Annotated in this window: 19 protein-coding genes; 9 read left to right on the top strand and 10 right to left on the bottom strand. The window is 68.9% G+C overall.

Going from position 1 to position 18876, the window contains the following annotated elements; translation table 11 throughout:
• Positions 1-11: 11 nt before the first annotated feature.
• On the bottom strand, positions 12-842 hold the full coding sequence (gene hpnC / locus ABFG95_RS03755; protein WP_049073067.1) for a squalene synthase HpnC: 831 nt from the start codon (positions 840-842) through the stop codon (positions 12-14).
• A 139-nt stretch (positions 843-981) separates the two neighbouring features.
• Here hpnC and alr point away from each other — a divergent pair, with 139 nt between their 5' ends.
• Together alr and ABFG95_RS03745 are read left to right on the top strand one after the other, a co-directional pair.
• The gene (gene alr / locus ABFG95_RS03750) at positions 982-2112 is read left to right on the top strand and encodes an alanine racemase (protein ID WP_049073068.1); all 1131 of its coding nucleotides are present in this window, start codon (positions 982-984) and stop codon (positions 2110-2112) included.
• A gap of 226 nt (positions 2113-2338) precedes the next feature.
• Positions 2339-3058 (top strand): SDR family oxidoreductase, encoded by a 720-nt coding sequence (locus ABFG95_RS03745; RefSeq protein ID WP_020928472.1) that lies wholly within the window; start codon positions 2339-2341, stop codon positions 3056-3058.
• A 196-nt stretch (positions 3059-3254) separates the two neighbouring features.
• On the opposite strand, the gene hpaI is transcribed toward ABFG95_RS03745, so the two are convergent.
• From hpaI to ABFG95_RS03725, 4 genes are read right to left on the bottom strand one after another with little or no spacing between them, the layout of a single operon-like run.
• Entirely contained in the window at positions 3255-4055 is an 801-nt protein-coding gene (hpaI, locus tag ABFG95_RS03740; protein WP_049073069.1) for a 4-hydroxy-2-oxoheptanedioate aldolase, read from the bottom strand.
• Between the two features lie 14 nt (positions 4056-4069).
• Positions 4070-4873: a 2-oxo-hept-4-ene-1,7-dioate hydratase gene (hpaH, locus tag ABFG95_RS03735; RefSeq protein WP_049073070.1), complete on the bottom strand. Its 804-nt coding sequence runs from the start codon at positions 4871-4873 to the stop codon at positions 4070-4072.
• A gap of 23 nt (positions 4874-4896) precedes the next feature.
• On the bottom strand, positions 4897-5646 hold the full coding sequence (locus ABFG95_RS03730) for a fumarylacetoacetate hydrolase family protein (RefSeq protein ID WP_049073071.1): 750 nt from the start codon (positions 5644-5646) through the stop codon (positions 4897-4899).
• A gap of 22 nt (positions 5647-5668) precedes the next feature.
• On the bottom strand, positions 5669-6697 hold the full coding sequence (locus tag ABFG95_RS03725) for a fumarylacetoacetate hydrolase family protein (protein ID WP_063570332.1): 1029 nt from the start codon (positions 6695-6697) through the stop codon (positions 5669-5671).
• 215 nt (positions 6698-6912) lie between these two features.
• On the opposite strand from ABFG95_RS03725, the gene hpaE reads away from it, so the two are divergent.
• Together hpaE and hpaD are read left to right on the top strand one after the other, a co-directional pair.
• Positions 6913-8379, top strand: coding sequence for a 5-carboxymethyl-2-hydroxymuconate semialdehyde dehydrogenase (hpaE, locus tag ABFG95_RS03720; RefSeq protein ID WP_348995466.1), 1467 nt, complete (start codon positions 6913-6915; stop codon positions 8377-8379).
• A gap of 39 nt (positions 8380-8418) precedes the next feature.
• A complete protein-coding gene (gene hpaD, locus ABFG95_RS03715) occupies positions 8419-9270 on the top strand; it encodes a 3,4-dihydroxyphenylacetate 2,3-dioxygenase (RefSeq protein WP_054415882.1) in 852 nt (283 codons plus the stop codon).
• Position 9271: 1 nt separating this feature from the next.
• On the opposite strand, the gene hpaR is transcribed toward hpaD, so the two are convergent.
• Together hpaR and ABFG95_RS03705 are read right to left on the bottom strand one after the other, a co-directional pair.
• On the bottom strand, positions 9272-9718 hold the full coding sequence (gene hpaR / locus ABFG95_RS03710) for a homoprotocatechuate degradation operon regulator HpaR (protein ID WP_348995465.1): 447 nt from the start codon (positions 9716-9718) through the stop codon (positions 9272-9274).
• Between the two features lie 111 nt (positions 9719-9829).
• Positions 9830-10480: a hypothetical protein gene (locus tag ABFG95_RS03705; RefSeq protein ID WP_278990521.1), complete on the bottom strand. Its 651-nt coding sequence runs from the start codon at positions 10478-10480 to the stop codon at positions 9830-9832.
• A gap of 432 nt (positions 10481-10912) precedes the next feature.
• Between ABFG95_RS03705 and radA the strand changes: the two genes are divergently transcribed.
• The 3 genes from radA (at position 10913) to ABFG95_RS03690 (ending at position 13505) form a co-directional block, all read left to right on the top strand.
• Positions 10913-12277 carry a DNA repair protein RadA gene (radA, locus tag ABFG95_RS03700; RefSeq protein WP_049073077.1) on the top strand — a complete coding sequence of 455 codons (1365 nt, stop codon included), beginning with the start codon at positions 10913-10915 and terminating at the stop codon, positions 12275-12277.
• Between the two features lie 12 nt (positions 12278-12289).
• Entirely contained in the window at positions 12290-13063 is a 774-nt protein-coding gene (locus ABFG95_RS03695; RefSeq protein WP_278990520.1) for a sulfite exporter TauE/SafE family protein, read from the top strand.
• Positions 13064-13265: 202 nt separating this feature from the next.
• The gene (locus ABFG95_RS03690; protein WP_049073079.1) at positions 13266-13505 is read left to right on the top strand and encodes a hypothetical protein; all 240 of its coding nucleotides are present in this window, start codon (positions 13266-13268) and stop codon (positions 13503-13505) included.
• 200 nt (positions 13506-13705) lie between these two features.
• On the opposite strand, the gene ABFG95_RS03685 is transcribed toward ABFG95_RS03690, so the two are convergent.
• The 3 genes from ABFG95_RS03685 to ABFG95_RS03675 all read right to left on the bottom strand — a co-directional run bounded on the left by ABFG95_RS03685 (position 13706) and on the right by ABFG95_RS03675 (position 16869).
• Positions 13706-14662 carry a 2-hydroxyacid dehydrogenase gene (locus ABFG95_RS03685; protein ID WP_049073080.1) on the bottom strand — a complete coding sequence of 319 codons (957 nt, stop codon included), beginning with the start codon at positions 14660-14662 and terminating at the stop codon, positions 13706-13708.
• A 166-nt stretch (positions 14663-14828) separates the two neighbouring features.
• Complete coding sequence (locus ABFG95_RS03680) at positions 14829-15797, bottom strand: tripartite tricarboxylate transporter substrate binding protein (RefSeq protein WP_054415879.1); 969 nt, start codon at positions 15795-15797, stop codon at positions 14829-14831.
• Positions 15798-15870: 73 nt separating this feature from the next.
• Positions 15871-16869, bottom strand: coding sequence for a tripartite tricarboxylate transporter substrate binding protein (locus tag ABFG95_RS03675; RefSeq protein WP_175146355.1), 999 nt, complete (start codon positions 16867-16869; stop codon positions 15871-15873).
• Between the two features lie 232 nt (positions 16870-17101).
• On the opposite strand from ABFG95_RS03675, the gene ABFG95_RS03670 reads away from it, so the two are divergent.
• Together ABFG95_RS03670 and ABFG95_RS03665 are read left to right on the top strand one after the other, a co-directional pair.
• Positions 17102-18031, top strand: coding sequence for a dihydrodipicolinate synthase family protein (locus ABFG95_RS03670; RefSeq protein WP_049073083.1), 930 nt, complete (start codon positions 17102-17104; stop codon positions 18029-18031).
• A 120-nt stretch (positions 18032-18151) separates the two neighbouring features.
• Positions 18152-18865: a FadR/GntR family transcriptional regulator gene (locus ABFG95_RS03665; RefSeq protein ID WP_049073084.1), complete on the top strand. Its 714-nt coding sequence runs from the start codon at positions 18152-18154 to the stop codon at positions 18863-18865.
• The last annotated feature ends 11 nt before the right edge of the window (positions 18866-18876 follow it).

The following is an 18876-nucleotide window of genomic DNA, read 5'->3' as shown; positions in this document are numbered from 1 at the left end:
GGGCCGTTTGCTTACTTGATGGAGCGCCAGAGCATGATGGCCCAGTCCTTGGCGCCCAATTCGGGTCGGTTCATGAATACATCGTAGCCGCTCGCCTCGATCCGCTCCAGCACGCGCAGCCCGCCTTGCACCACCAGGCGCAGTTCCAGGCCGATGCGGCCCGGCAGGCGGCGCGCCAGCGGAGCGCCGAAGTGTAGCAGCGCGCGGGTGCGTTCCACCTGGAACGCCATCAGCGCGCGCCATCCCGGGGTCAGCCGCGCGGCGGCCAGGTCTTCTTCCGAGACGCCGAAGCGGCGCAGGTCTTCCTGCGGCAGGTAGACGCGGTGCTTATGCCAGTCGACCCGCACATCCTGCCAGAAGTTCACCAGTTGCAGCCCGGTGCAGATGGCGTCCGACTGTTCCATGTTGCGCGGATCGGCGGCCTCGAACAGGCACAGCATCAGCCGCCCGACCGGATTGGCCGAGCGGGTGCAGTAATCGGCCAGCGTGGCGTAGTCTTCGTAGCGCTTGACGGCGATGTCCTGCTCGAAGGCCGACAGCAGGTCGTAGAACGGCGTGATGGGCAACTGGTGGCGGGCGATGGTGGCCGCCAGCGGCACGAAAATGCCGGCCAGCGCGGGCGCGCCGGGGGTGGGCACGGCGCCCGGTTCGGCGCCGATGCGGTGCAGTTCGGCGCGGAACGCCGCCAGCTGCGCCAGCCGCTCGTCATCGCTGGCGGCGCCTTCATCGGCGATGTCGTCGGCGGCACGGGCGAACCGGTATAGATCGGTCACGGCGCCACGCAGCCGGCGCGGCAACAGCAGCGAGGCGACGGGAAAATTCTCGTAGTGATCGATGGGCATGGTCGGGTCCTGCATTCGTTCTGACTGCGGTCCGGCCGCGCGGGCCGGATCACGGTCATTTTAGAGTACGCGCGAAGCCGCGGCCCCGCGCCGCCGGCACGCCGATCAGTTAGACTTAAGCGCCACAGGACCTCATACCATGCCCCGCCCAATTTCCGCCACCGTTTCCGTTTCCGCCCTGGCCCACAACCTGGCCGCCGTGCGGCGTCACCTCGACCAGACCGCCGCCGCCGCGTCCGGCCTGGCGCCCTCGATCTGGGCGGTGATCAAGGCCAACGCCTATGGCCACGGCATCGAGCAGGCCGTCGCCGGCTTCTCCAAGGCGCAAGGCCTGGCCATGCTCGACCTGGACGAAGCGGTGCGCTGCCGCGAGGCCGGCTGGGGCGGGCCGATCCTGCTGCTTGAAGGCTTCTTCAACCCGTCCGACCTGGAAATCGTCGACCGCTATCACCTGAGCACCACGGTGCACCAGCGTGAACAGCTCGACATGCTGGCGCGGGCTCGCCTGTCGCGGCGGGTCGACATCATGCTCAAGCTCAACAGCGGCATGAACCGCCTGGGTTTTTCACCCGCCGCCTATCCGGCCGCCCACGAGCGCGCGCTGCTGCTGCAACAGCAGGGCGTGCTCGGCTCGATCGGCAAGATGACCCATTTCGCCTGCGCCGACGGCCCCCAGGGCATCACCGAGCAACTGGCCGTGTTCAATTCGGTGACGCATAAGATGGCGGCCGGTCCCATCAGCGTCTGCAACTCGGCGGCCACGCTGCGCTTTGCCGAGGTCGCCGTCGGTTCCGAGGCCCAGGCGCACTGGGTCCGCCCCGGCATCTGCCTGTACGGCGCCTCGCCGTTCGCCGACGCCGACGCCAGCGCGTTCGGGCTCAAGCCGGCCATGTCGCTGCGCTCCGAGATCATCGCGGTGCAGGAATTGAAGGCTGGCGATTCGGTTGGCTACGGCGCGCTGTTCCGCGCCGACCGCCCGATGCGCGTCGGCATCGTGGCCTGCGGCTATGCCGACGGCTATCCGCGCCATGCCGCCACTGGCACCCCGGTGGTGGTGGCCGGCATCCGTACCCGCCTGGTGGGACGGGTTTCCATGGACATGCTGATCGTCGATCTGGACCCGGTTCCCGCGGCGGGCGTCGGCGCGCCGGTCTCGCTGTGGGGCGAAGAGGGCCCCTCGGTGGACGAGGTCGCCCTGGCGGCCGGCACCATCGGCTACGAGCTGCTCTGCGCCCTGGCGCCGCGCGTGCCGGTTACCCGCGATACGTGATCATTTCTTGAACATTCCCCGGGCGGCGTTCCGGTCCCGGCTTGCCGGATGCCGGTCGGCGTCCGATTTTCCGTCCGGATTGTTCCCCGCCCGGACGCCGGGTGTCCAGCATGCAAGAATTGCTACGCAATTTACAAGACAGGTAACGCCGGATGGTGTCTACTTGAAAAACCGGGCGCCCAAGCGCCCGTTTTCGACCCAGTAACGAACAACGAGGTTTCGATCCATGAAGGACAAATGCGTGCTCATTACGGGCGCCACCAAAGGCATCGGCTGGGCGCTTACTCAGCGGCTGTCCGACATGGGTTGTCATGTGGTCGGTATCGCCCGCAACACCGGCGACGTCGATTTTCCGGGCTACCTGTACGCCTGTGACCTGGCCGACGCCGGCCGCACCGAGGAAGTGCTGCGCGAGATCCGCGAGAAATTCCCGGTCGACGCCGTGGTCAACAACGTCGGTATCGCCTCGCCGCAACCGCTGGGCGAGATCGACCTGGCCACCCTGTACAACGTGCTGGACCTGAACGTGCGCGTCGCCGTGCAGGTGACGCAAGCCTTCATCGAATCCATGAAGGCGCGCCGCGCCGGCCGCATCGTCAACGTCTGCAGCCGCGCCATCCACGGCGGCCTGGAACGCACCGCCTATTCGGCCGCCAAGAGCGCGCTGGTGGGCTGCACCCGCACCTGGGCGCTGGAACTGGCCGAATACGGCGTGACCGCCAATGCGGTGGCGCCGGGCCCCATCGAAACCGAAATGTTCCGCGCCACCCGCCCGGCGGGCAGCGAAGGCGAAAAGCGCGCGCTGGCCTCGGTGCCGATGAAGCGCCTGGGCACGCCGGCCGAAGTGGCCGCCGCCATCGCCTTCCTGCTGTCGGACGACGCCGGCTTCATCACCGGCCAGGTGCTGGGCGTGGACGGCGGCGGCAGCCTGGGCGGTCGTTCCTGATCGCCCGCTTCGGGCCAGGCGGCGGGGCCCGGCGTGGCTACGCCGCGCCTGGCCTCCGATAAAAAGATGGCGCCCGCGTGAACTGACCCCCGAAAGCTGGACGCAATCCAACCTTCGGGGGGGCGCTGACCTTCCAACTTCCCGGGGGGCAGTTCAGCGGGGCGCCGTTTTTCTTGCCGCGGCTTCCCCGGGGCACTCAGTACGGCCCGCCGGCCTTGCCGACCGGCTTGAGATCCTTGAATTCGCCCGCGAGCTTTTCGGCCGCGCGCGCCAGCAGCACCGCGTCCACGCCCACCGCCACGAAGGTCGCGCCCAGCGACAGATAGTGCCTGGCCTGCGCCACGCCGCTGTGCAGGATGCCGGCCGCCTTGCCCGACTTGACGATGCGGCCGATGGCCGCGTCGATGGTGCGGGCGACCTCGGGATGCTCGGGCTGGCCCAGGTAGCCCATGCTGGCCGACAGGTCGGCCGGCCCGATGAAGGCGCCGTCCACGCCGTCCACCGCCAGGATGTCCTCCAGCGCATCGACGCCGCGCGGCGTCTCGATCTGCACCAGCACGCACATCTCGTCGTTGGCGCGCTCCAGGTAGTTGGGGATGCGGTTCCAGCGCGACGAGCGCGCCAGCGCGCTGCCCACGCCACGGATGCCGGCGGGCGGATAGCGCACCGCGGCCACCGCCGCCGCGGCCTCTTCGGCCGACTGCACCATCGGCACCAGCAGCGTCTGCGCGCCGGTGTCGAGGATCTGCTTGATCTGCACCGGGTCGTTCCAGGCCGGCCGCACCACCGGCGCCACCGGATAGGCGGCCACCGATTGCAGTTGCGCCAGCGTGGTCTGCAGCGTGTTGGGGGCGTGCTCGCCGTCGATCAGCAGCCAGTCGAAGCCGGCGCCGGCGATGATCTCGGAGGTGTAGGCGCTGGCCAGCCCGGCCCACAGGCCGATCTGGGGCGTGCCGGCGCGCAGCGCGCGTTTGAACTGATTGGTCAGGATATCCATGGGCCGCGTTGAGGTCAGATGAAGTGGCAGTTGACGGAGCCGAGCACGCCGTAGTCGACGTTGAAGGTGTCGCCGGGGCGCGCGGCCACCGGCCGGGTGAAGGAACCCGACAGGATGATCTCGCCCGCTTCCAGCGCCACCTCGTGCGCGGCCAGCTTGTTCGCCAGCCATACTACGCCATTGGCCGGATGGTTCAAGACGCCGGCGGCCACGCCGGTTTCCTCGATCACCGCGTTGCGCGACAGGATCGCGCCGATCCAGCGCAGGTCCAGCTCGCCGATCTTCACCGGCCGCCCGCCCATCACCACGCCGGCGTTGGCCGCGTTGTCGGCGATGGTGTCGAACACCTTGCGCGGGCGCTTGCTGTCGGGGTCGATGCCGTGCGAGCGAGCATCGATGATCTCCAGCGCCGGGATCACGTAGTCGACCGCGTCGTATACCTGGAACAGGGTCACGTTCGGACCTTGCAGGCGCTTGCCCAGCACGAAGGCCAGCTCCACTTCCAGACGGGGCAGGATAAAGCGGCCGGCGGGAATGTCGCCGCCATCCTCGAAGAACATGTCATCGAGCAACATGCCGAAATCGGGTTCGTCGATCTGCGACGACAACTGCATGGCGCGCGAGGTCAGGCCGATCTTGTGGCCGCGCTTGACGCGGCCCTCGGCCAGCTTGATGTCCATCCAGGCGCGCTGGATGGCGTAGGCGTCGGCGATGGTGATGTCGGGGTGTTCCAGCGAGATCTGGCGGATCTGCTGGCGGGTGCGTTCGGCGTCGTGCAGGCGCGCGGCCAGCGCGCGCACGGTGGTGGAATCGAGCATGCGGGGTATCCAGGTAGGGGGGATCAGGCGGGGCAGGGCACCAGCGTATTGACCAGACGGCCGATGCCGTCGATCTCGGTCACGACCTCGTCGCCCGGCTGCACGTTGACGATGCCGTCCGGGGTGCCGGTCAGGATCAGGTCGCCGGGCGACAGCGTCATGAAGCCGCTGAAGTACGCGATCAGGGCGGGGATGTCGAACACCATGTCGCGGGTGTTGCCGCGCTGGGTCTCGACGCCGTTGACGGTGGTGCGCAGGTCCAGGTTCATCGGGTCGGCCACGTCGTCGCGGTCCACCAGCCATGGCCCCAGCGGCGTGCAGGTGTCGCGGCTCTTGACGCGCAGGTTGGGGCGATACCAGTTCTCCAGGTAGTCGCGCAGCGCGTAGTCGTTGGCCACGGTGTAGCCGGCCACGTAGTCATAGGCCTGCTCGCGCGTGACGTTGCGCGCGGTCTTGCCGATCACCACGGCCAGCTCGCATTCGTAGTGCATGAAGCCCACGTCCGCCGGCCGCAACGTCTGCGCGCGATGGCCGACAAAGGTGTTGGCTGCCTTCAGGAAGCCGAGCGGTTCGGGCGGCGCCTTGAACGCCAGTTCCTTGGCATGGTCGGCATAGTTGATAGCCAGCGTGAAAGTGGTGCGCGGTTCGATCGGCGGCAGCCAGGTCACCGCATCCTCGGCCAGCAGGCGGCCGTCGGCCAGGCGGATCTGGCCGTGGCCGGCGTCGGTGGCGGCGTGGATGGCGCCTTCATGGGCGATGCGTGCGTGTTTCATGGCGGGTTCCGTTGGGGGCGCCTCAGGCGCCGGCGATGAGCGTGTTGCCGAGCGTGCCGACCTGGTCGATGCGGATCTCGTAGCGTTGGCCCGCATGCGCCAGCGGCGCGTCGGCGCGGGCCCCCGCCAGCAGGATGTCGCCCGGCTCGAAGCTCATGAACGCGGTGACGTCGGCGATCAGGCGGGCCACCGGTCGCACCAGGTCGGCGGTGCTGGCGCGCTGCGCCAGTTCGCCGTCGACCCAGACCTCGATGGCGAGCGCGTCCGGGTCCGCCACGGACGACACCGGCGCCAGCGCGCGGCCGATCGGGCAGAAGCCGTCGCGGCATTGCTGCTTGAGCGCTGGACGGAAATAGCTGTCGTGCGGCGCCGACAGATCGGCCACCACGCGATAGCCGGCCACGTGGGCGAGCGCCTCGGCTTCGCTGACGCGGCTGGCGCGCCGGCCGAACACGATGCCCAGGGTGGCGCCGATGCGCACCTGGGGCACGTCGGCGGGCAGCGTGATCGCGTCGCCGTCGGCGGCATAGGTATTGGCCGGCTTGATATACAGCACCGGCGCGCGCGGCGCGGCCTGGTAGGGCGGCGCGTTCACCGCCTCGCCCAGCGCGGCCAGCGCCTGGCGCGTATTGAGCGCGGCGCCCGCCACCGTGCGCGGCAGCGCGGCGGCGCGGGCCGCCAGGTATTCGCGATAGTTGCTGTGCTTGTAGTTGAGCACCGCGTCGGCTTCTTCCACCTGCAGCGACAGGCCCAGCGGCCGGCGCGCCATTTCCGGCGCCAGCGCGTCGCGCAGGGCCTGGAACGTGCGTTCGCCCAATGCCGCCTGCTGCGCGGCGCCGCGGCCGTGGCCGATGCGCAGCAGCACGTGCACGAAAGCGTTGTCGGGATGGCCGTCGGCGATCAGGTAGTCATCGATCCGCACGGCGCGGGTGCGCGCGCCGGCCAGCGGGTACAGGCTGCCGTCGCCGACGGCGGCGCCCTGCACCGCGCGCATCAGGGCGCGGGTGTCCAGGTCCAGGTTGGCGGAGTACTCAATCCAGATATGTGGCATGACAGGCGCGGGACCAGCCCCCTCCGGCATATTGTTAGCATGTTAATCATAATAGCGAAAAAGGCCGGGCGGCGGCAATCGCCGGCGCGGCCGCGAGACAGGGGTTTTCCGCCGTTGACAGCACCACCCGCCGCGCATAAAGTTAACTTGTTAATTAAATTCCGGCCCGCTGCCATTCTGGCGGCCGGCCGTCCGCGACAGGCGAGGAGACGCACGTGAGCATCAAGCACTGGATCAACGGCAGGCAGGTCGACAGCGCCGACCGCTTCACTACCTTCAACCCGGCCACGGGCGAGGCCATCGACGAAGTGGCCGCCGGCGGCCAGGCCGAGATCGACGCCGCCGTGGCCGCCGCGGCCGAGGCCTTTCCCAAATGGGCCGGCATGCCCGCCAAGGAACGGGCCCGGCTGATGCGCCGCCTGGGCGAACTGATCGACCGCAACGTGCCGCAGCTGGCCGAGCTGGAAACCCGCGACACCGGCCTGCCCATCTCGCAGACGCGCAAGCAGCTGATCCCGCGCGCCTCCGAGAACTTCACCTTCTTCGCCGAAGTCTGCACCCGCATGAACGGCCACACCTATCCGGTGGACGACCAGATGCTGAACTACACGCTGTACCAGCCGGTCGGCGTGTGCGCGCTGGTGTCGCCGTGGAACGTGCCCTTCATGACCGCGACCTGGAAGACCGCGCCCTGCCTGGCGCTGGGCAATACCGCCGTGCTGAAGATGTCGGAGCTGTCGCCGCTGACCGCCGATCAGCTCGGCCTGCTGGCGCTGGAAGCCGGCATCCCGCCCGGCGTGCTCAACGTGGTGCAGGGGTATGGCGCCAGTGCCGGCGACGCGCTGGTGCGCCATCCCGGGGTGCGCGCGATCTCGTTCACCGGCGGCACCGTCACCGGCAAGAAGATCATGGCGAACGCGGGCGGCATCAAGAAGTTCTCGATGGAGCTGGGCGGCAAGTCGCCAGTGCTGGTGTTCGACGACGCCGACGTCGAGCGGGCGCTGGACGCGGCGTTGTTCACCATCTTCTCGCTCAATGGCGAGCGCTGCACCGCGGGCTCGCGCATCTTTGTGCAGGAATCGATTTACGATGACTTCGTGCGCCGCTTCGCCGAGCGCGCCAATCGCCTGGTGGTGGGCGACCCGACGGATGACAAGACCAATGTGGGCGCGATGATCACCCGCCAGCACTGGGAAAAGGTCACGGGCTACATCCGCCTGGCCAAGGAAGAGGGCGCGCGCATCCTGGCTGGCGGCGCCGACGCGCCGCGAGGCCTGCCGGCGCACCTGGCCGGCGGCAATTTCGTGCGGCCCACGGTGCTGGCCGGCGTCGACAACCGCATGCGCTGCGCCCAGGAAGAGATCTTCGGGCCCGTCGCCTGCCTGATTCCGTTCAAGGACGAGGCCCACGGCCTGGCGCTGGCCAACGACGTCAAGTACGGTCTGGCCTCCTACATCTGGACCCGCGATATCGGCCGGGCCCACCGGCTGGCGCGCGGCATCGAGGCCGGCATGGTGTTCATCAACAGCCAGAACGTGCGCGACCTGCGCCAGCCGTTCGGCGGCACCAAGGAATCCGGCACCGGCCGCGAGGGCGGGGAATACAGCTACGAAGTGTTCGCCGAGATCAAGAACGTCTGCGTCTCGATGGGCAGCCACCCCATTCCGAAGTGGGGCGTCTGACCGGCGCCCGGATACCGAAAACAACAGGAGACACGCATCATGGGCAAGCTCGCGCTGGCGGCCAAGGTAACGCACGTGCCGTCGATGTACCTATCTGAAATGCCCGGCCGCCATCATGGCTGCCGCGAAGCCGCGATCCAGGGCCATCGGATCATCGGCCAGCGCTGCCGCGACCTGGACGTGGATACGCTGGTGGTGCTGGACGTGCACTGGCTGGTGAACGCCGGCTACCACATCAATTGCAACGAACGCTTCGCCGGCCGCTACACCAGCAATGAGCTGCCGCATTTCATCAAGGACATGGACTACGCCTACCGCGGCGACCCGGCGCTCGGCCGACGCATCGCCGAATGCGCCGGCGCAGCTGGGGTCCCCACCCGCGCGCACGAAATCGCCAGCCTCGAACTGGAGTATGGCACGCTGGTGCCGATGCGCTACATGAATGGCGATGACCGCTTCAAGGTGGTGTCGGTGGCGGCCTGGTGCGCCTGGCATTCGCTGGACGACAGTCGCCGTTTCGGCGCGGCCTTGCGCCAGGCCATCGAGCAGAGCGACAGCCGCGTCGCGGTGCTGGCCAGCGGCTCGCTGTCGCACCGCTTCAACGACAACGGCAGCCCAGAGGCCGCCATGCACCAGATCAGCCGCGAGTTTTACCGCCAGGTCGACCTGCGGGTGGTGGACCTGTGGCGCCAGGGCGACTGGAAGACGTTCTGCGCCATGCTGCCGGAATACGCCGAGCTGTGCGTGGGCGAGGGCGGCATGCACGATACCGCCATGCTGCTGGGGCTGCTGGGCTGGGATGCCTACGACCGGCCGGCCGAGGTGGTGACGGACTACTTCACCAGTTCCGGCACGGGGCAGATCAACGCGATCCTGCCCGTGCCCGGTTGACTCATTGCGTCGCGGGTTCGCGCTTGATCAGTTCGACCATGGTGTCGACGTCGGTGTACAGACGGTCGAGCAGTTCCTTGCCGATGCGCGCTTCGATTTCCTGGTACTTGGCGTCGACCTGCGGCCGCATGCGGTCGATCAGCTTGTTGCTCTTGGGCGTCAGGGAGATTTCCTGGCGCCGCTGGTCGGCGTTCGACCGCACCCGCTTGATCAGGCCCTGTTCTTCCATGCCGGCCAGCATGCGCGTCAGGCTGGGACTGAGGATCTGGCAGCTGCGGGCGATCTGGTTGGGTTCCATCGCGCCCACCTCGCTCAAGGTGCGCAGCACCCGCCATTGCTGTTCGGTGACGCCGGCGGCGTGCAGGAGCGGCCGGAAGTGCGCCATCAGGGTTTCGCGCGCGTAAAGCAGCAGATGGGGAAGATTGCGGTGGTGGAAGCTCGGACTCATGGCGGCTATGTTAGCAAGAAGCCGTTCTATTTCCGTTGAATGTTCAGGCCTGTGAACGCCCAGGCCCGCGACGAACGCGGGCCTGGGCGGGAACGGAACGGAAAAAGGGGGTCAGGAAGCGGGATTCTGCTGCGCCAGTTCCTGCAGGTCGTCGGGCAGCGTCAGGTCGGGCGCGCCCTGCTGCAACTCGCGCAGCGCGGCAACGGCGTCCTCTTGCTGATCGTCCTGCACCAGGGCGCGGATGTGCGCGATGCGGGCCTCGATGTCCTGCTCGCTGAAGGCGACGGGTTCCGCGCTGGCTTGCTCGGCGGGCGCCTCGGCGCTGGCGGCTTGCGGCGCGGCGTCGCTGGCCGCCTGCTGGGCGGGAAGCGCGGCCGGGATGGCGCTGGGCGCCTCGGCCGGCGCCGATGCGGTCCGTTGCGCCGGGGCGGGGGCCGCCTGCGGCGCGGGCGCTTCGGTCAGGATCGGACGCGGCGCCGGGCCACGCTCGATGTTGATGGGCGCTTCCTGTGACACCGCCAATTGCGGCGCCTGGTCGGCCATCTCGGCGTTTTCGCGCATGTCGGTCCAGGCGAACAGGCCGGCCACCAGCGCCGCGCAGGCGGCGGCGGCCCAGCCCGGATGCCAACCGCGGCCGGGGTGCCAGGTGCGACGCACGGCCGCTTCCAGTTCGGGGCTGCCGCCGGCCCTGGGCTTGCGATACAGGGCGCGCAAATCCAGTTCGTCGTCTTCGTCGAAGGGGGGGCGATAGGCAATGCTCATGCGCGTACTCCTCGCGCATGCGCCTGGTGGCAGGGCGCATCCGCGTTTGACCTGGGCCTGTGCCGCGCCGGTGGTCCGGCGGTCTCGTGCAGGATCGGGTCTTGTTCCGGTTTAGGTGACCGCGTGCGCGGCCCAAGCGTCTCGCGATGCGCCGCGATTCCCGTCGTGCCGCCCTGGTGGGCGGCGGCGCCGGGTATGCCGCCACATAACCGACGGTTCAACATTGCGCATCACCCGATGATTATGCGCGATTTGCAGAAATCTGCCAGCGAATTTCTTGTGTTTGCATGGTGTAACTGTAGACCGTCCCTGTTTATGCAAGCAGATTGAAAGGGTGCTGCACCAAGACGGCGCCAAACGCGCGGGAAAAGGCGCATTGCGACTGCCCGCCGACGACCCCGCGCCCCGGCCTGTGCCGGTAAACTTGCGCCCATGGCCAAGACCCGAACCGTATACGTGTGCGCCGAGTGCGGCGGCACCACCCCGAAGTGGCAAGGCAAGTGTCCGCACTGCAATGCCTGGAACACCCTCGAAGAAACCGTCGAATCGGCCACGCCGGCCGCCGCGGCCGCGCACCGCTACGCGCCGCTGGCCTCCAGCAGCCCGGTGCGCAGCCTGTCCGAGATCGAGGCCCGCGAAACCCCGCGCACCCCCACCGGGCTGGAGGAATTCGACCGCGTGCTGGGCGGCGGCCTGGTGGCCGGCGCCGTGGTGCTGATCGGCGGCGACCCCGGCATCGGCAAGTCGACCCTGCTGCTGCAGGCGCTGGCCTCGCTGTCCGAAAGCACCAACGTCCTGTACGTCACCGGCGAGGAATCGGCCGAGCAGGTGGCGCTGCGCGCGCGCCGGCTGGGACTGCAGACCGGCAACGTCAACCTGCTGGCGGAAATCCGCCTGGAGGCAATCCAGGCCGCCGTGTCCGAGCAGAAGCCCAGCGTCGCCGTGATCGACTCCATCCAGACGCTCTACAGCGGCGAGCTGACCGCGGCGCCCGGCTCGGTGTCGCAGGTGCGCGAATGCGCCGCCCAGCTGACGCGCCTGGCCAAGCAGACCGGCATCGCCATCGTCATGATCGGCCACGTTACCAAGGACGGCGCGCTGGCCGGACCGCGCGTGCTCGAGCACATCGTCGACACGGTGCTGTACTTCGAGGGCGACACGCATTCGTCGTTCCGCCTGGTGCGTGCCTTCAAGAACCGCTTCGGCGCGGTCAACGAACTCGGCGTGTTCGCCATGACCGACCGCGGCCTGCGCGGCGTGGCCAACCCGTCGGCGCTGTTCCTGTCGCAGCACGAGCAGCAGGTGGCCGGTTCCTGCGTGATGGCCACGCAGGAAGGCACGCGCCCTCTGCTGGTCGAGATCCAGGCGCTGGTGGACAGCTCCCACGCGCCCAATCCGCGCCGCCTGACGGTCGGCCTGGAGGGCAACCGCCTGGCGATGCTGCTGGCCGTGCTGCATCGCCACGCCGGCGTGTCGACCTTCGACCAGGACGTGTTCGTCAACGCCGTGGGCGGGGTGCGCATCACTGAACCGGCGGCCGACCTGCCAGTGTTGCTGGCCATCATGTCGTCGCTGCGCGACCGGCCCCTGCCGCGCGGCCTGATCGCCTTCGGCGAAGTCGGGCTGGCGGGCGAGATCCGGCCCGCGCCGCGCGGCCAGGAGCGCCTGCGCGAAGCCGCCAAGCTGGGCTTCTCGATCGCGTTGATTCCCAAGGCCAACGCGCCGCGCCAGCCCATCGAGGGGCTGGAGATCTGGGCGGTGGACCGGCTCGACGCCGCGCTCGACAAGCTGCGCTGACGGGAGCCCCAAGTGAGTCTTTTGCTGATCGCCCTGTGCCTGGGCGCGGGAGGCCTTATTGGCTTCATGGGCGGCGTGCTGGGCATCGGCGGCGGCCTGATCGCGATTCCGGCGCTGGTGCTGCTGATGGGCATGTCCCAGCAGCTGGCGCAGGGTACCGCGCTGATCATGGTGCTGCCGACCATCATGATGGCGGTGCGCAAGTACAACCAGCAGACCCGCATCGACCGCCGCGTGGCGCTGGCGGGCGCGGGCGGCGCGGTGGTGTTCACCTGGGTCGGCGCGCGGCTGGCGCTGGGCATCGAGTCGGGCGTGCTGCGGCTGAGCTTCGCCGTGTTCCTGTTCTTCATCGCGCTGTTCTACGCATGGCAGACCTGGCGCGCCGGCGCGGCCCGGGGCGCGCCCAAGGGCAGCGGCCACGCTCCGGTCTTCACGCCGCGACGCGCCACCTTGCTGGGCGTGCTGTGCGGCACGCTGGGCGGCTTCTTCGGCGTGGGCGGCGCGGTGCTGGCGGTGCCCATCATCACCACGGTGTTCCGGCTGTCGCAGACCACCGCGCAGGCGCTGGCGCTGTGCATGGTGATTCCCGGTTCGGCGGTGGCGCTTGTGACGTACTCATGGGCCGGCAGGGCCGACTGGCTGGTGGGCCTGCCGCTGGCCGCGGGCAGCCTGCTGTTCGTGCCGGTGGGCGTGCGGCTGGCCTATCGCCTGCCTGAACGCAAGCTGAGAGCCTGCTTCGCGGCGATGCTGTTCGCCACCGTGGCGCTGCTGGTGTTTGAAAGCTGAACGCGGCCGGCTGAAGGTCGATTGTCACGATCCCATGACGAAGCGTTAACGTCGGAAAGGGCGCGAAAATTTCCGGCCCGCGGCTGAACCTTCGGCGGGGCGCGGGTTCCAACGGAGTACGGGTCATGCGGCGATGTTGCCGCCCCGTGTCGGAAAGGCCGGAGGGGCAGCCCTCGGGTCTTCACCATTAGGAGTACATGTAATGACGACTCACTCCCGTATCGCTGCGTTCCTGTCCACTTCGGCCTTGTGCCTCGGTCTTGCCGCCGCGCCTTCGGCGTTCGCGGCGGGCGCCGATGCCACGACCAAGTCGGGCGAAACCAAGACCCAGGCGCAGCACAAGCATCACAAGACCGACAAAACGTCCGCCAAGCAGGGCACCGAGAAATCGGGCGCCGCCAAGATGGACAAATCGGGCACCGCCACGGCGCCCGCGAAGTAAGGCAGTCACGCAGCATCGGATCGCGAGGTCCGGCAGTTCCTTTGCACGACGGACGGGTCTTCGGGCCTGGAAGTCGAAAGCCTCTCGGTATGGGCGCCGAGAGGCTTTTTCGTTTGTGTGGCGGACCTGTCGTGTTGCCCGTATTGGTGCCACTTGCGTGAATGCCGACGGCGCTGAGCGCGCCGCCGTTCCCGCCCGCGTCAATCCACCGGCGTGATCACGCGGCCGGTATCGAAATACGCCGCCAGGTTCTCCAGCATCAGATCTTCCATGGCCTGGCGCGTTTCCAGCGTGGCGCTGCCGATGTGCGGCAGCAGCACCGCCTGGTCGCTCTTGATCAGGGCCTCGGGCACCTTGGGCTCGTGCTCGAACACGTCGAGCGCGGCGCAGCCGAGCTTGCCGGCCTCCAGCGCGGCCACCAGCGCGGCCTCGTCGATGACCGGGCCGCGCGCGATGTTGACGATGATGCCGCGCGGGCCGAGCGCTTCAAGCACCTCGCGATTGACCAGGTGGCGCGTGGCCGGGCCGCCCACGGTGGCCACGACCAGGAAGTCGGCCCAGGCCGCCAGGTCGGTCAGCGAGGCCTCGTAGCCGTAGTCGACGTCGTCGCGCTTCCTGCGGTTGTGATAACGCACCTGCATATCGAAGCCGATGCCGCGGCGGGCGATAGCCTCGCCGATGCGGCCCAGGCCCACGATGCCGAGCTTCTTGCCGCTGACGCGCTGGCCCAGCGGAATGCTGCCGTGCACCTGGCCCCACTGGCCGGCGCGCACGAAGCGTTCGCCCTGGCCCATGCGGCGGGCGCCTGCGATCATCAGGCCCCAGGCCAGGTCCGCCACGCAGTCGGTCAGCACGTCGGGCGTGTTGCTGACCTGCACGCCGCGCGCATGCGCCGCCTGCACGTCGATGGTCTCGTAGCCCACGCCCCAGCTGCAGATGGCCTTCAGGTCGGGCAGGGCGTTGATGAGTTCGGCGTTGGCGCCGAAGTTGGCCGAGGTGACGACGGCGGTGACGCCCTTGCCGAGTTCGGCCAGGGCCGTCTTGCGATCCGGCTGCTTCCAGAGCTCGATGACGTCGTAGCGCTCGGCGAGGCGCTGGTTGGCGGAGGGCGAGCCGGCCAGCGAGCCGACCTGGATGATGCGATGCTTGGTGGTCATGTTGTCGTACAGGTGGGTGGCGAAACCTTCATGCTACTTGATCCGGCCTTGAATCCGGCTGAGAGGGCGCGGGCCGCGGGAACCCTCCCGGGCCGCGCCCTTGAGCGGCGGGCACGAATCGGGCTGCCCAAGGCAGCCTGCCCCAAGCAGCCCGTTTCAAGCAGCCTTACTCCAGCTGGATATTGGCCTTCTGGATCACGTCCTTCCAGCGCTTGACCTCGGCCTGCTGGAACGCGCTGAACTGCTGCGGCGTGTTCGCCACGACCTCGAAGCCCAGGCCCTGCAGCGTCTTCTCGGTCTGCGGATCGCGCAGGGCGGTCTGCAGGGCCTTGGTCAGCTGCTGCACCACGGCCGGCGGCGTGCCCTTGGGCACCGCGAAGCCCTGCCACGAATACACCACCATGTCCTTGATGCCGGCCTCGGCCAGCGTCGGCACGTCCGGCAGGTCCGCCGCGCGCGCGTCGCCGGTGATGGCCAGCGCCTTGAGCTTGCCGGCCTTGATATGCGTCTGTACCGCGCCCAGGTTCTGGAACGACACGTTGACCTGGCCGCCGATCAGGTCGGCGATGGCGGCGCCGCCGCCACGGTACGGGACGTCCACGCCCGAGGTCTGGGTGCGCTGGCGGAACATCACCGCCGACAGGTGGTCGGACGAGCCCGTGCCGGACGAGGCGTACGACACCTTGCCCGGATTCTTGTTGGCGTAGTCGACCAGTTCGGCCACCGTGCTGGCCGGGAACGACGGCGAGGCCACCAGCACGTTGGGATTGCGCACCGCTTGCGTGAGGTACTCGAAGTCCTTGCTCGGGTTGTACGAGAGGTTCTTGTACAGCGCCTCGTTGATGGCGAAGGTGCCGATGGAGCCGACCATCATGGTGTAGCCGTCGGGCGTGGCGCGGGCCAGCGCCTGCGCGCCGATGGCGCTGTTGGCGCCCGGCTTGTTCTCGACCACGAAGGTCTGGCCCAACGCTTTCGTCAGCCCCGGCGTGACGCTGCGCGCCGTAATGTCGGACGAGCCGCCCGGCACGAACGGCACGATCATCGTGACGGGCTTGGTGGGATAGCCGGCGGCGTGGACCGCCGGCCCGGCAAGCAGGGCGGCGGACAGCGCGACCGCGCTGATCGATCTGTTCATGGTGTCTCCTGGTTCGCGTGATGATGAAGAACCCGGCGCCCACGCGTGGCGGCCGGACCCGGATCGGCGCGGGTCAGTCGACCTTGGCGCCCGATTGCTTCACGACCGCGGCCCATTTGACGGTTTCCCGCGCCATGAACTGGGTGAACTGCGCCGGCGTGTTGCCCGACGGCGTCGCGCCCTGGGCCTGCAATTGTTCGCGCACCGGCGCCTGCTGCAGCGCCGCGGCGACATCGCGCTGGACCTTGTCGACGATCTGTTGTGGCGTGCCCGCCGGGGCCAGCAGGCCGAACCAGCTGGACGCCTCGTAGCCTTGCACGCCGGCCTCGGCCAGCGTCGGCACGTCCGGCAGCGCCGGCGAGCGCGTGGCGGTGGTGACCGCCAGCGGCCGCAGCTTGCCGCCCTTGATGAAGCCCATCGACGACGGCAGGTTGTCGAAGATCAGGTCGGCCGACCCCGCCATCACATCCGTCAGGGCCGGACTGCTGCCTTTGTAGGGCACGTGCGTCATGCGGGTGCCTGTCATGGTCTGGAATAGTTCCCCCGACAGGTGGGTCGAGGTGCCGTTGCCGGTCGAGGCCATGTTGACGCTGCCGGGATTGGCCTTCAGGTATTTGATCAGGTCCGCCACGCTGCGGATGCCGTGCTTGTCGGCAAAAGCCGGATTCAGTTCCAGCACGTTGGGCACCGGGATCACCAGCGTGACCGGCGTGAAGTCCTTGACCGGGTCGTAGGGCAGCTTGGCGTAAACGGACTGGTTGATGGCATGGGTGCTGACGGTGCCCATCAGCAGCGTGTAGCCATCGGGCGTGGCGCGGGCGGCTTCGGCGGTGCCGACGTTGCCGCCCGCGCCCGCCTTGTTGTCCACCACCACCGCCTTGCCCCAGGCCTTGCCCAGTTCGGCCGCGACCACGCGCGCGGCGATGTCGGCGGTGCCGCCGGCGGGGAAGGGCACGATGATCCTGACGTCGCGCGCCGGATAGTCGGCGGCGCGCGCGGCGGCGGGCAACAGGGCTGCCGCCGCCAGACAGGCGGCAAGGGCCAGGCGGCCGCGCAAGGGGGCTGCAAGCATGGAAGTCGTCTCCTCGTGTGCGCGTGGCCGCGCATCGTTTGTGGGGTGTTCCTGCCAGGCCGGGGCCCGGGTCTGAATGCTGCCGGCGTCTGTCGCGCCTTGCCGTCGTGAATACCGATGACTTGTAAAACGAATATAGGTATTGAGGGTCTACTTGTCAACCAAGTATACTTTTTCCAAGCCACTCATCTAACAACTGGATTCCCCCTCGGAATCCGCCAGGAGACCCGCCATGAAAACCTCCCCGGTCACCGTGCAGGACCTGCAGCGTTCCGTCATCGCGGTCCCGCCGCTGGCGCGCCATGCCGACCTGTCGCTGAACGAAGCCGCCAACCAGGCCCTGCTGCGGCACCTGGAGGCGGGCGGGGTGCGCAACGTGATGTACGGCGGCAATGCCAATTTCTACAACGTCGGCGTGGGCGAATACGCGCGCATCGTCGATATGCTGGCCGCGCTGGCCGGGCCGGACACCTGGATCCTGCCGTCGGTCGGCCCCGATTTCGGCAAGATGATGGACCAGGCGGCGATCCTGCGCGGCCGCGCGTTTCCCACGGCCATGCTGCTGCCGATGTCGTTTCCCTACACCGACGCCGGCCTGGCCGACGGCGTGCGCCGCTTCACCGACGCGCTGGGCAAGCCTGCGGTGGTCTACATCAAGTCCGCCGATTACCTGGCGCCGGCCACGGCGGCGCGCCTGGTCGAGGAAGACCGCATCGTCGCGTTCAAGTACGCCGTGGTGCGCGAGGACCCGGCGCGCGACGCCTACCTGTCGGCGCTGCTGCAAAGCGTGGACGCCAATCGCGTGGTCAGCGGCATCGGCGAGCGCCCGGCCATCGTCCACTACCGCGACTTCGGCCTGAAGAGCTTCACCTCCGGCTCGGTTTGCGTGGCGCCGCGCGGCTCGATGCGCCTGCTGCGCCTGCTCAAGGAAGGCCGCCACGACGAGGCCGAGTCGGTGCGCGCCCACTACCTGGGCCTGGAGGACTGCCGCGACGCGATCAGCCCGATCCGTGTGCTGCATGACGCCGTGACCCTGTCGGGCGTGGCCGACATGGGTCCGATGCTGCCGCTGCTGACCGGTATTTCCAGCGCCGAGCGCGAGCGGGTCGCGCCGGTGGCGCGCGCGCTGGCCGAGTGGGACCGCGAAGCCGTCGCGGCCTGACGACCGCGCCCGCCGCATCGGCGGTACGATGAGCGCTGTCGATACGCCCCAGGAGATTTCGTGGCCCGACCCAAAGCATCGCCTCCCTCCGCGCCGTCCGCGTCCGCCGAGCCGGACGCCATGGGCGCGCTGGTGCTGGAACGCGGCCATCGCGTGCGGCTGGCCGACCAACTGTACGGCCAGATCTTCGAGCAGATCGTCGCCGGCAATCTCAACGTCGGCGACAAGCTGCCTTCCGAGAACGAGATTTCCGAGCGCTTCGGCGTGTCGCGGCCGGTGGTGCGCGAAGCGCTGCTGCGCCTGCGCGCCGACGGCCTCATCACCGCGCACCAGGGCCTGGGCACCTTCGTCAGCCACCAGCCGGCGCCGCGCCTGACGGCCTTCAGCGATGTCGGCAATGTCGGCGCCTACCTGCGCGCGCAGGAATTGCGCGTGGCGCTCGAGGGCGACGCCGCGCGGCTGGCGGCGCTGCGCCGCACCGACGAGCAACTGCACAAGATCGAGGCCGCGCACGCCGCCTTCGCCGACAGCCTGGCGCGCGGCCAGATGTCGGCCGAGGCCGACCTGGCGTTCCACGCCAGCATCACCGAGGCCACCGGCAACGACTTCTATCTCGGGGTGCTGGAAAGCATCCACGAGTCCATCAACGGCTTCATGCGCCTGACGCTCAACCTGACCCGCACCGGGTCGCGCCAGCGCGCCCAGCGCGTCCTCGACGAGCACGCCACCATCCTCGACGCGATCCGCGCCCAGGACGGCGAGCGCGCCCGGGTCGCCATGCAATTCCACCTGGGCCAGGCCCGCCACCGGCTGGTCGACCGCGAACGCGATTGACCGGCCGCTCG

Origin of the sequence: Achromobacter sp. HNDS-1 (assembly GCF_040084795.1) — a bacterium.
Lineage (GTDB): Bacteria > Pseudomonadota > Gammaproteobacteria > Burkholderiales > Burkholderiaceae_B > Achromobacter > Achromobacter ruhlandii.
The sequence above is the reverse complement of the archived record's forward strand: the minus strand, read 5'-3'. Positions and strand labels throughout refer to the sequence as shown.

What these genes read in the sequence shown, in the direction of transcription:
- hpnC (WP_049073067.1), bottom strand. Translation starts at nt 842, where the DNA reads ATGCCCATCGATCACTACGAGAATTTTCCCGTCGCCTCGCTGCTGTTG.
- alr (WP_049073068.1), top strand. Translation starts at nt 982, where the DNA reads ATGCCCCGCCCAATTTCCGCCACCGTTTCCGTTTCCGCCCTGGCCCAC.
- ABFG95_RS03745 (WP_020928472.1), top strand. Translation starts at nt 2,339, where the DNA reads ATGAAGGACAAATGCGTGCTCATTACGGGCGCCACCAAAGGCATCGGC.
- hpaI (WP_049073069.1), bottom strand. Translation starts at nt 4,055, where the DNA reads ATGGATATCCTGACCAATCAGTTCAAACGCGCGCTGCGCGCCGGCACG.
- hpaH (WP_049073070.1), bottom strand. Translation starts at nt 4,873, where the DNA reads ATGCTCGATTCCACCACCGTGCGCGCGCTGGCCGCGCGCCTGCACGAC.
- ABFG95_RS03730 (WP_049073071.1), bottom strand. Translation starts at nt 5,646, where the DNA reads ATGAAACACGCACGCATCGCCCATGAAGGCGCCATCCACGCCGCCACC.
- ABFG95_RS03725 (WP_063570332.1), bottom strand. Translation starts at nt 6,697, where the DNA reads ATGCCACATATCTGGATTGAGTACTCCGCCAACCTGGACCTGGACACC.
- hpaD (WP_054415882.1), top strand. Translation starts at nt 8,419, where the DNA reads ATGGGCAAGCTCGCGCTGGCGGCCAAGGTAACGCACGTGCCGTCGATG.
- hpaR (WP_348995465.1), bottom strand. Translation starts at nt 9,718, where the DNA reads ATGAGTCCGAGCTTCCACCACCGCAATCTTCCCCATCTGCTGCTTTAC.
- ABFG95_RS03705 (WP_278990521.1), bottom strand. Translation starts at nt 10,480, where the DNA reads ATGAGCATTGCCTATCGCCCCCCCTTCGACGAAGACGACGAACTGGAT.
- radA (WP_049073077.1), top strand. Translation starts at nt 10,913, where the DNA reads ATGGCCAAGACCCGAACCGTATACGTGTGCGCCGAGTGCGGCGGCACC.
- ABFG95_RS03690 (WP_049073079.1), top strand. Translation starts at nt 13,266, where the DNA reads ATGACGACTCACTCCCGTATCGCTGCGTTCCTGTCCACTTCGGCCTTG.
- ABFG95_RS03685 (WP_049073080.1), bottom strand. Translation starts at nt 14,662, where the DNA reads ATGACCACCAAGCATCGCATCATCCAGGTCGGCTCGCTGGCCGGCTCG.
- ABFG95_RS03680 (WP_054415879.1), bottom strand. Translation starts at nt 15,797, where the DNA reads ATGAACAGATCGATCAGCGCGGTCGCGCTGTCCGCCGCCCTGCTTGCC.
- ABFG95_RS03675 (WP_175146355.1), bottom strand. Translation starts at nt 16,869, where the DNA reads ATGCTTGCAGCCCCCTTGCGCGGCCGCCTGGCCCTTGCCGCCTGTCTG.
- ABFG95_RS03670 (WP_049073083.1), top strand. Translation starts at nt 17,102, where the DNA reads ATGAAAACCTCCCCGGTCACCGTGCAGGACCTGCAGCGTTCCGTCATC.
- ABFG95_RS03665 (WP_049073084.1), top strand. Translation starts at nt 18,152, where the DNA reads ATGGGCGCGCTGGTGCTGGAACGCGGCCATCGCGTGCGGCTGGCCGAC.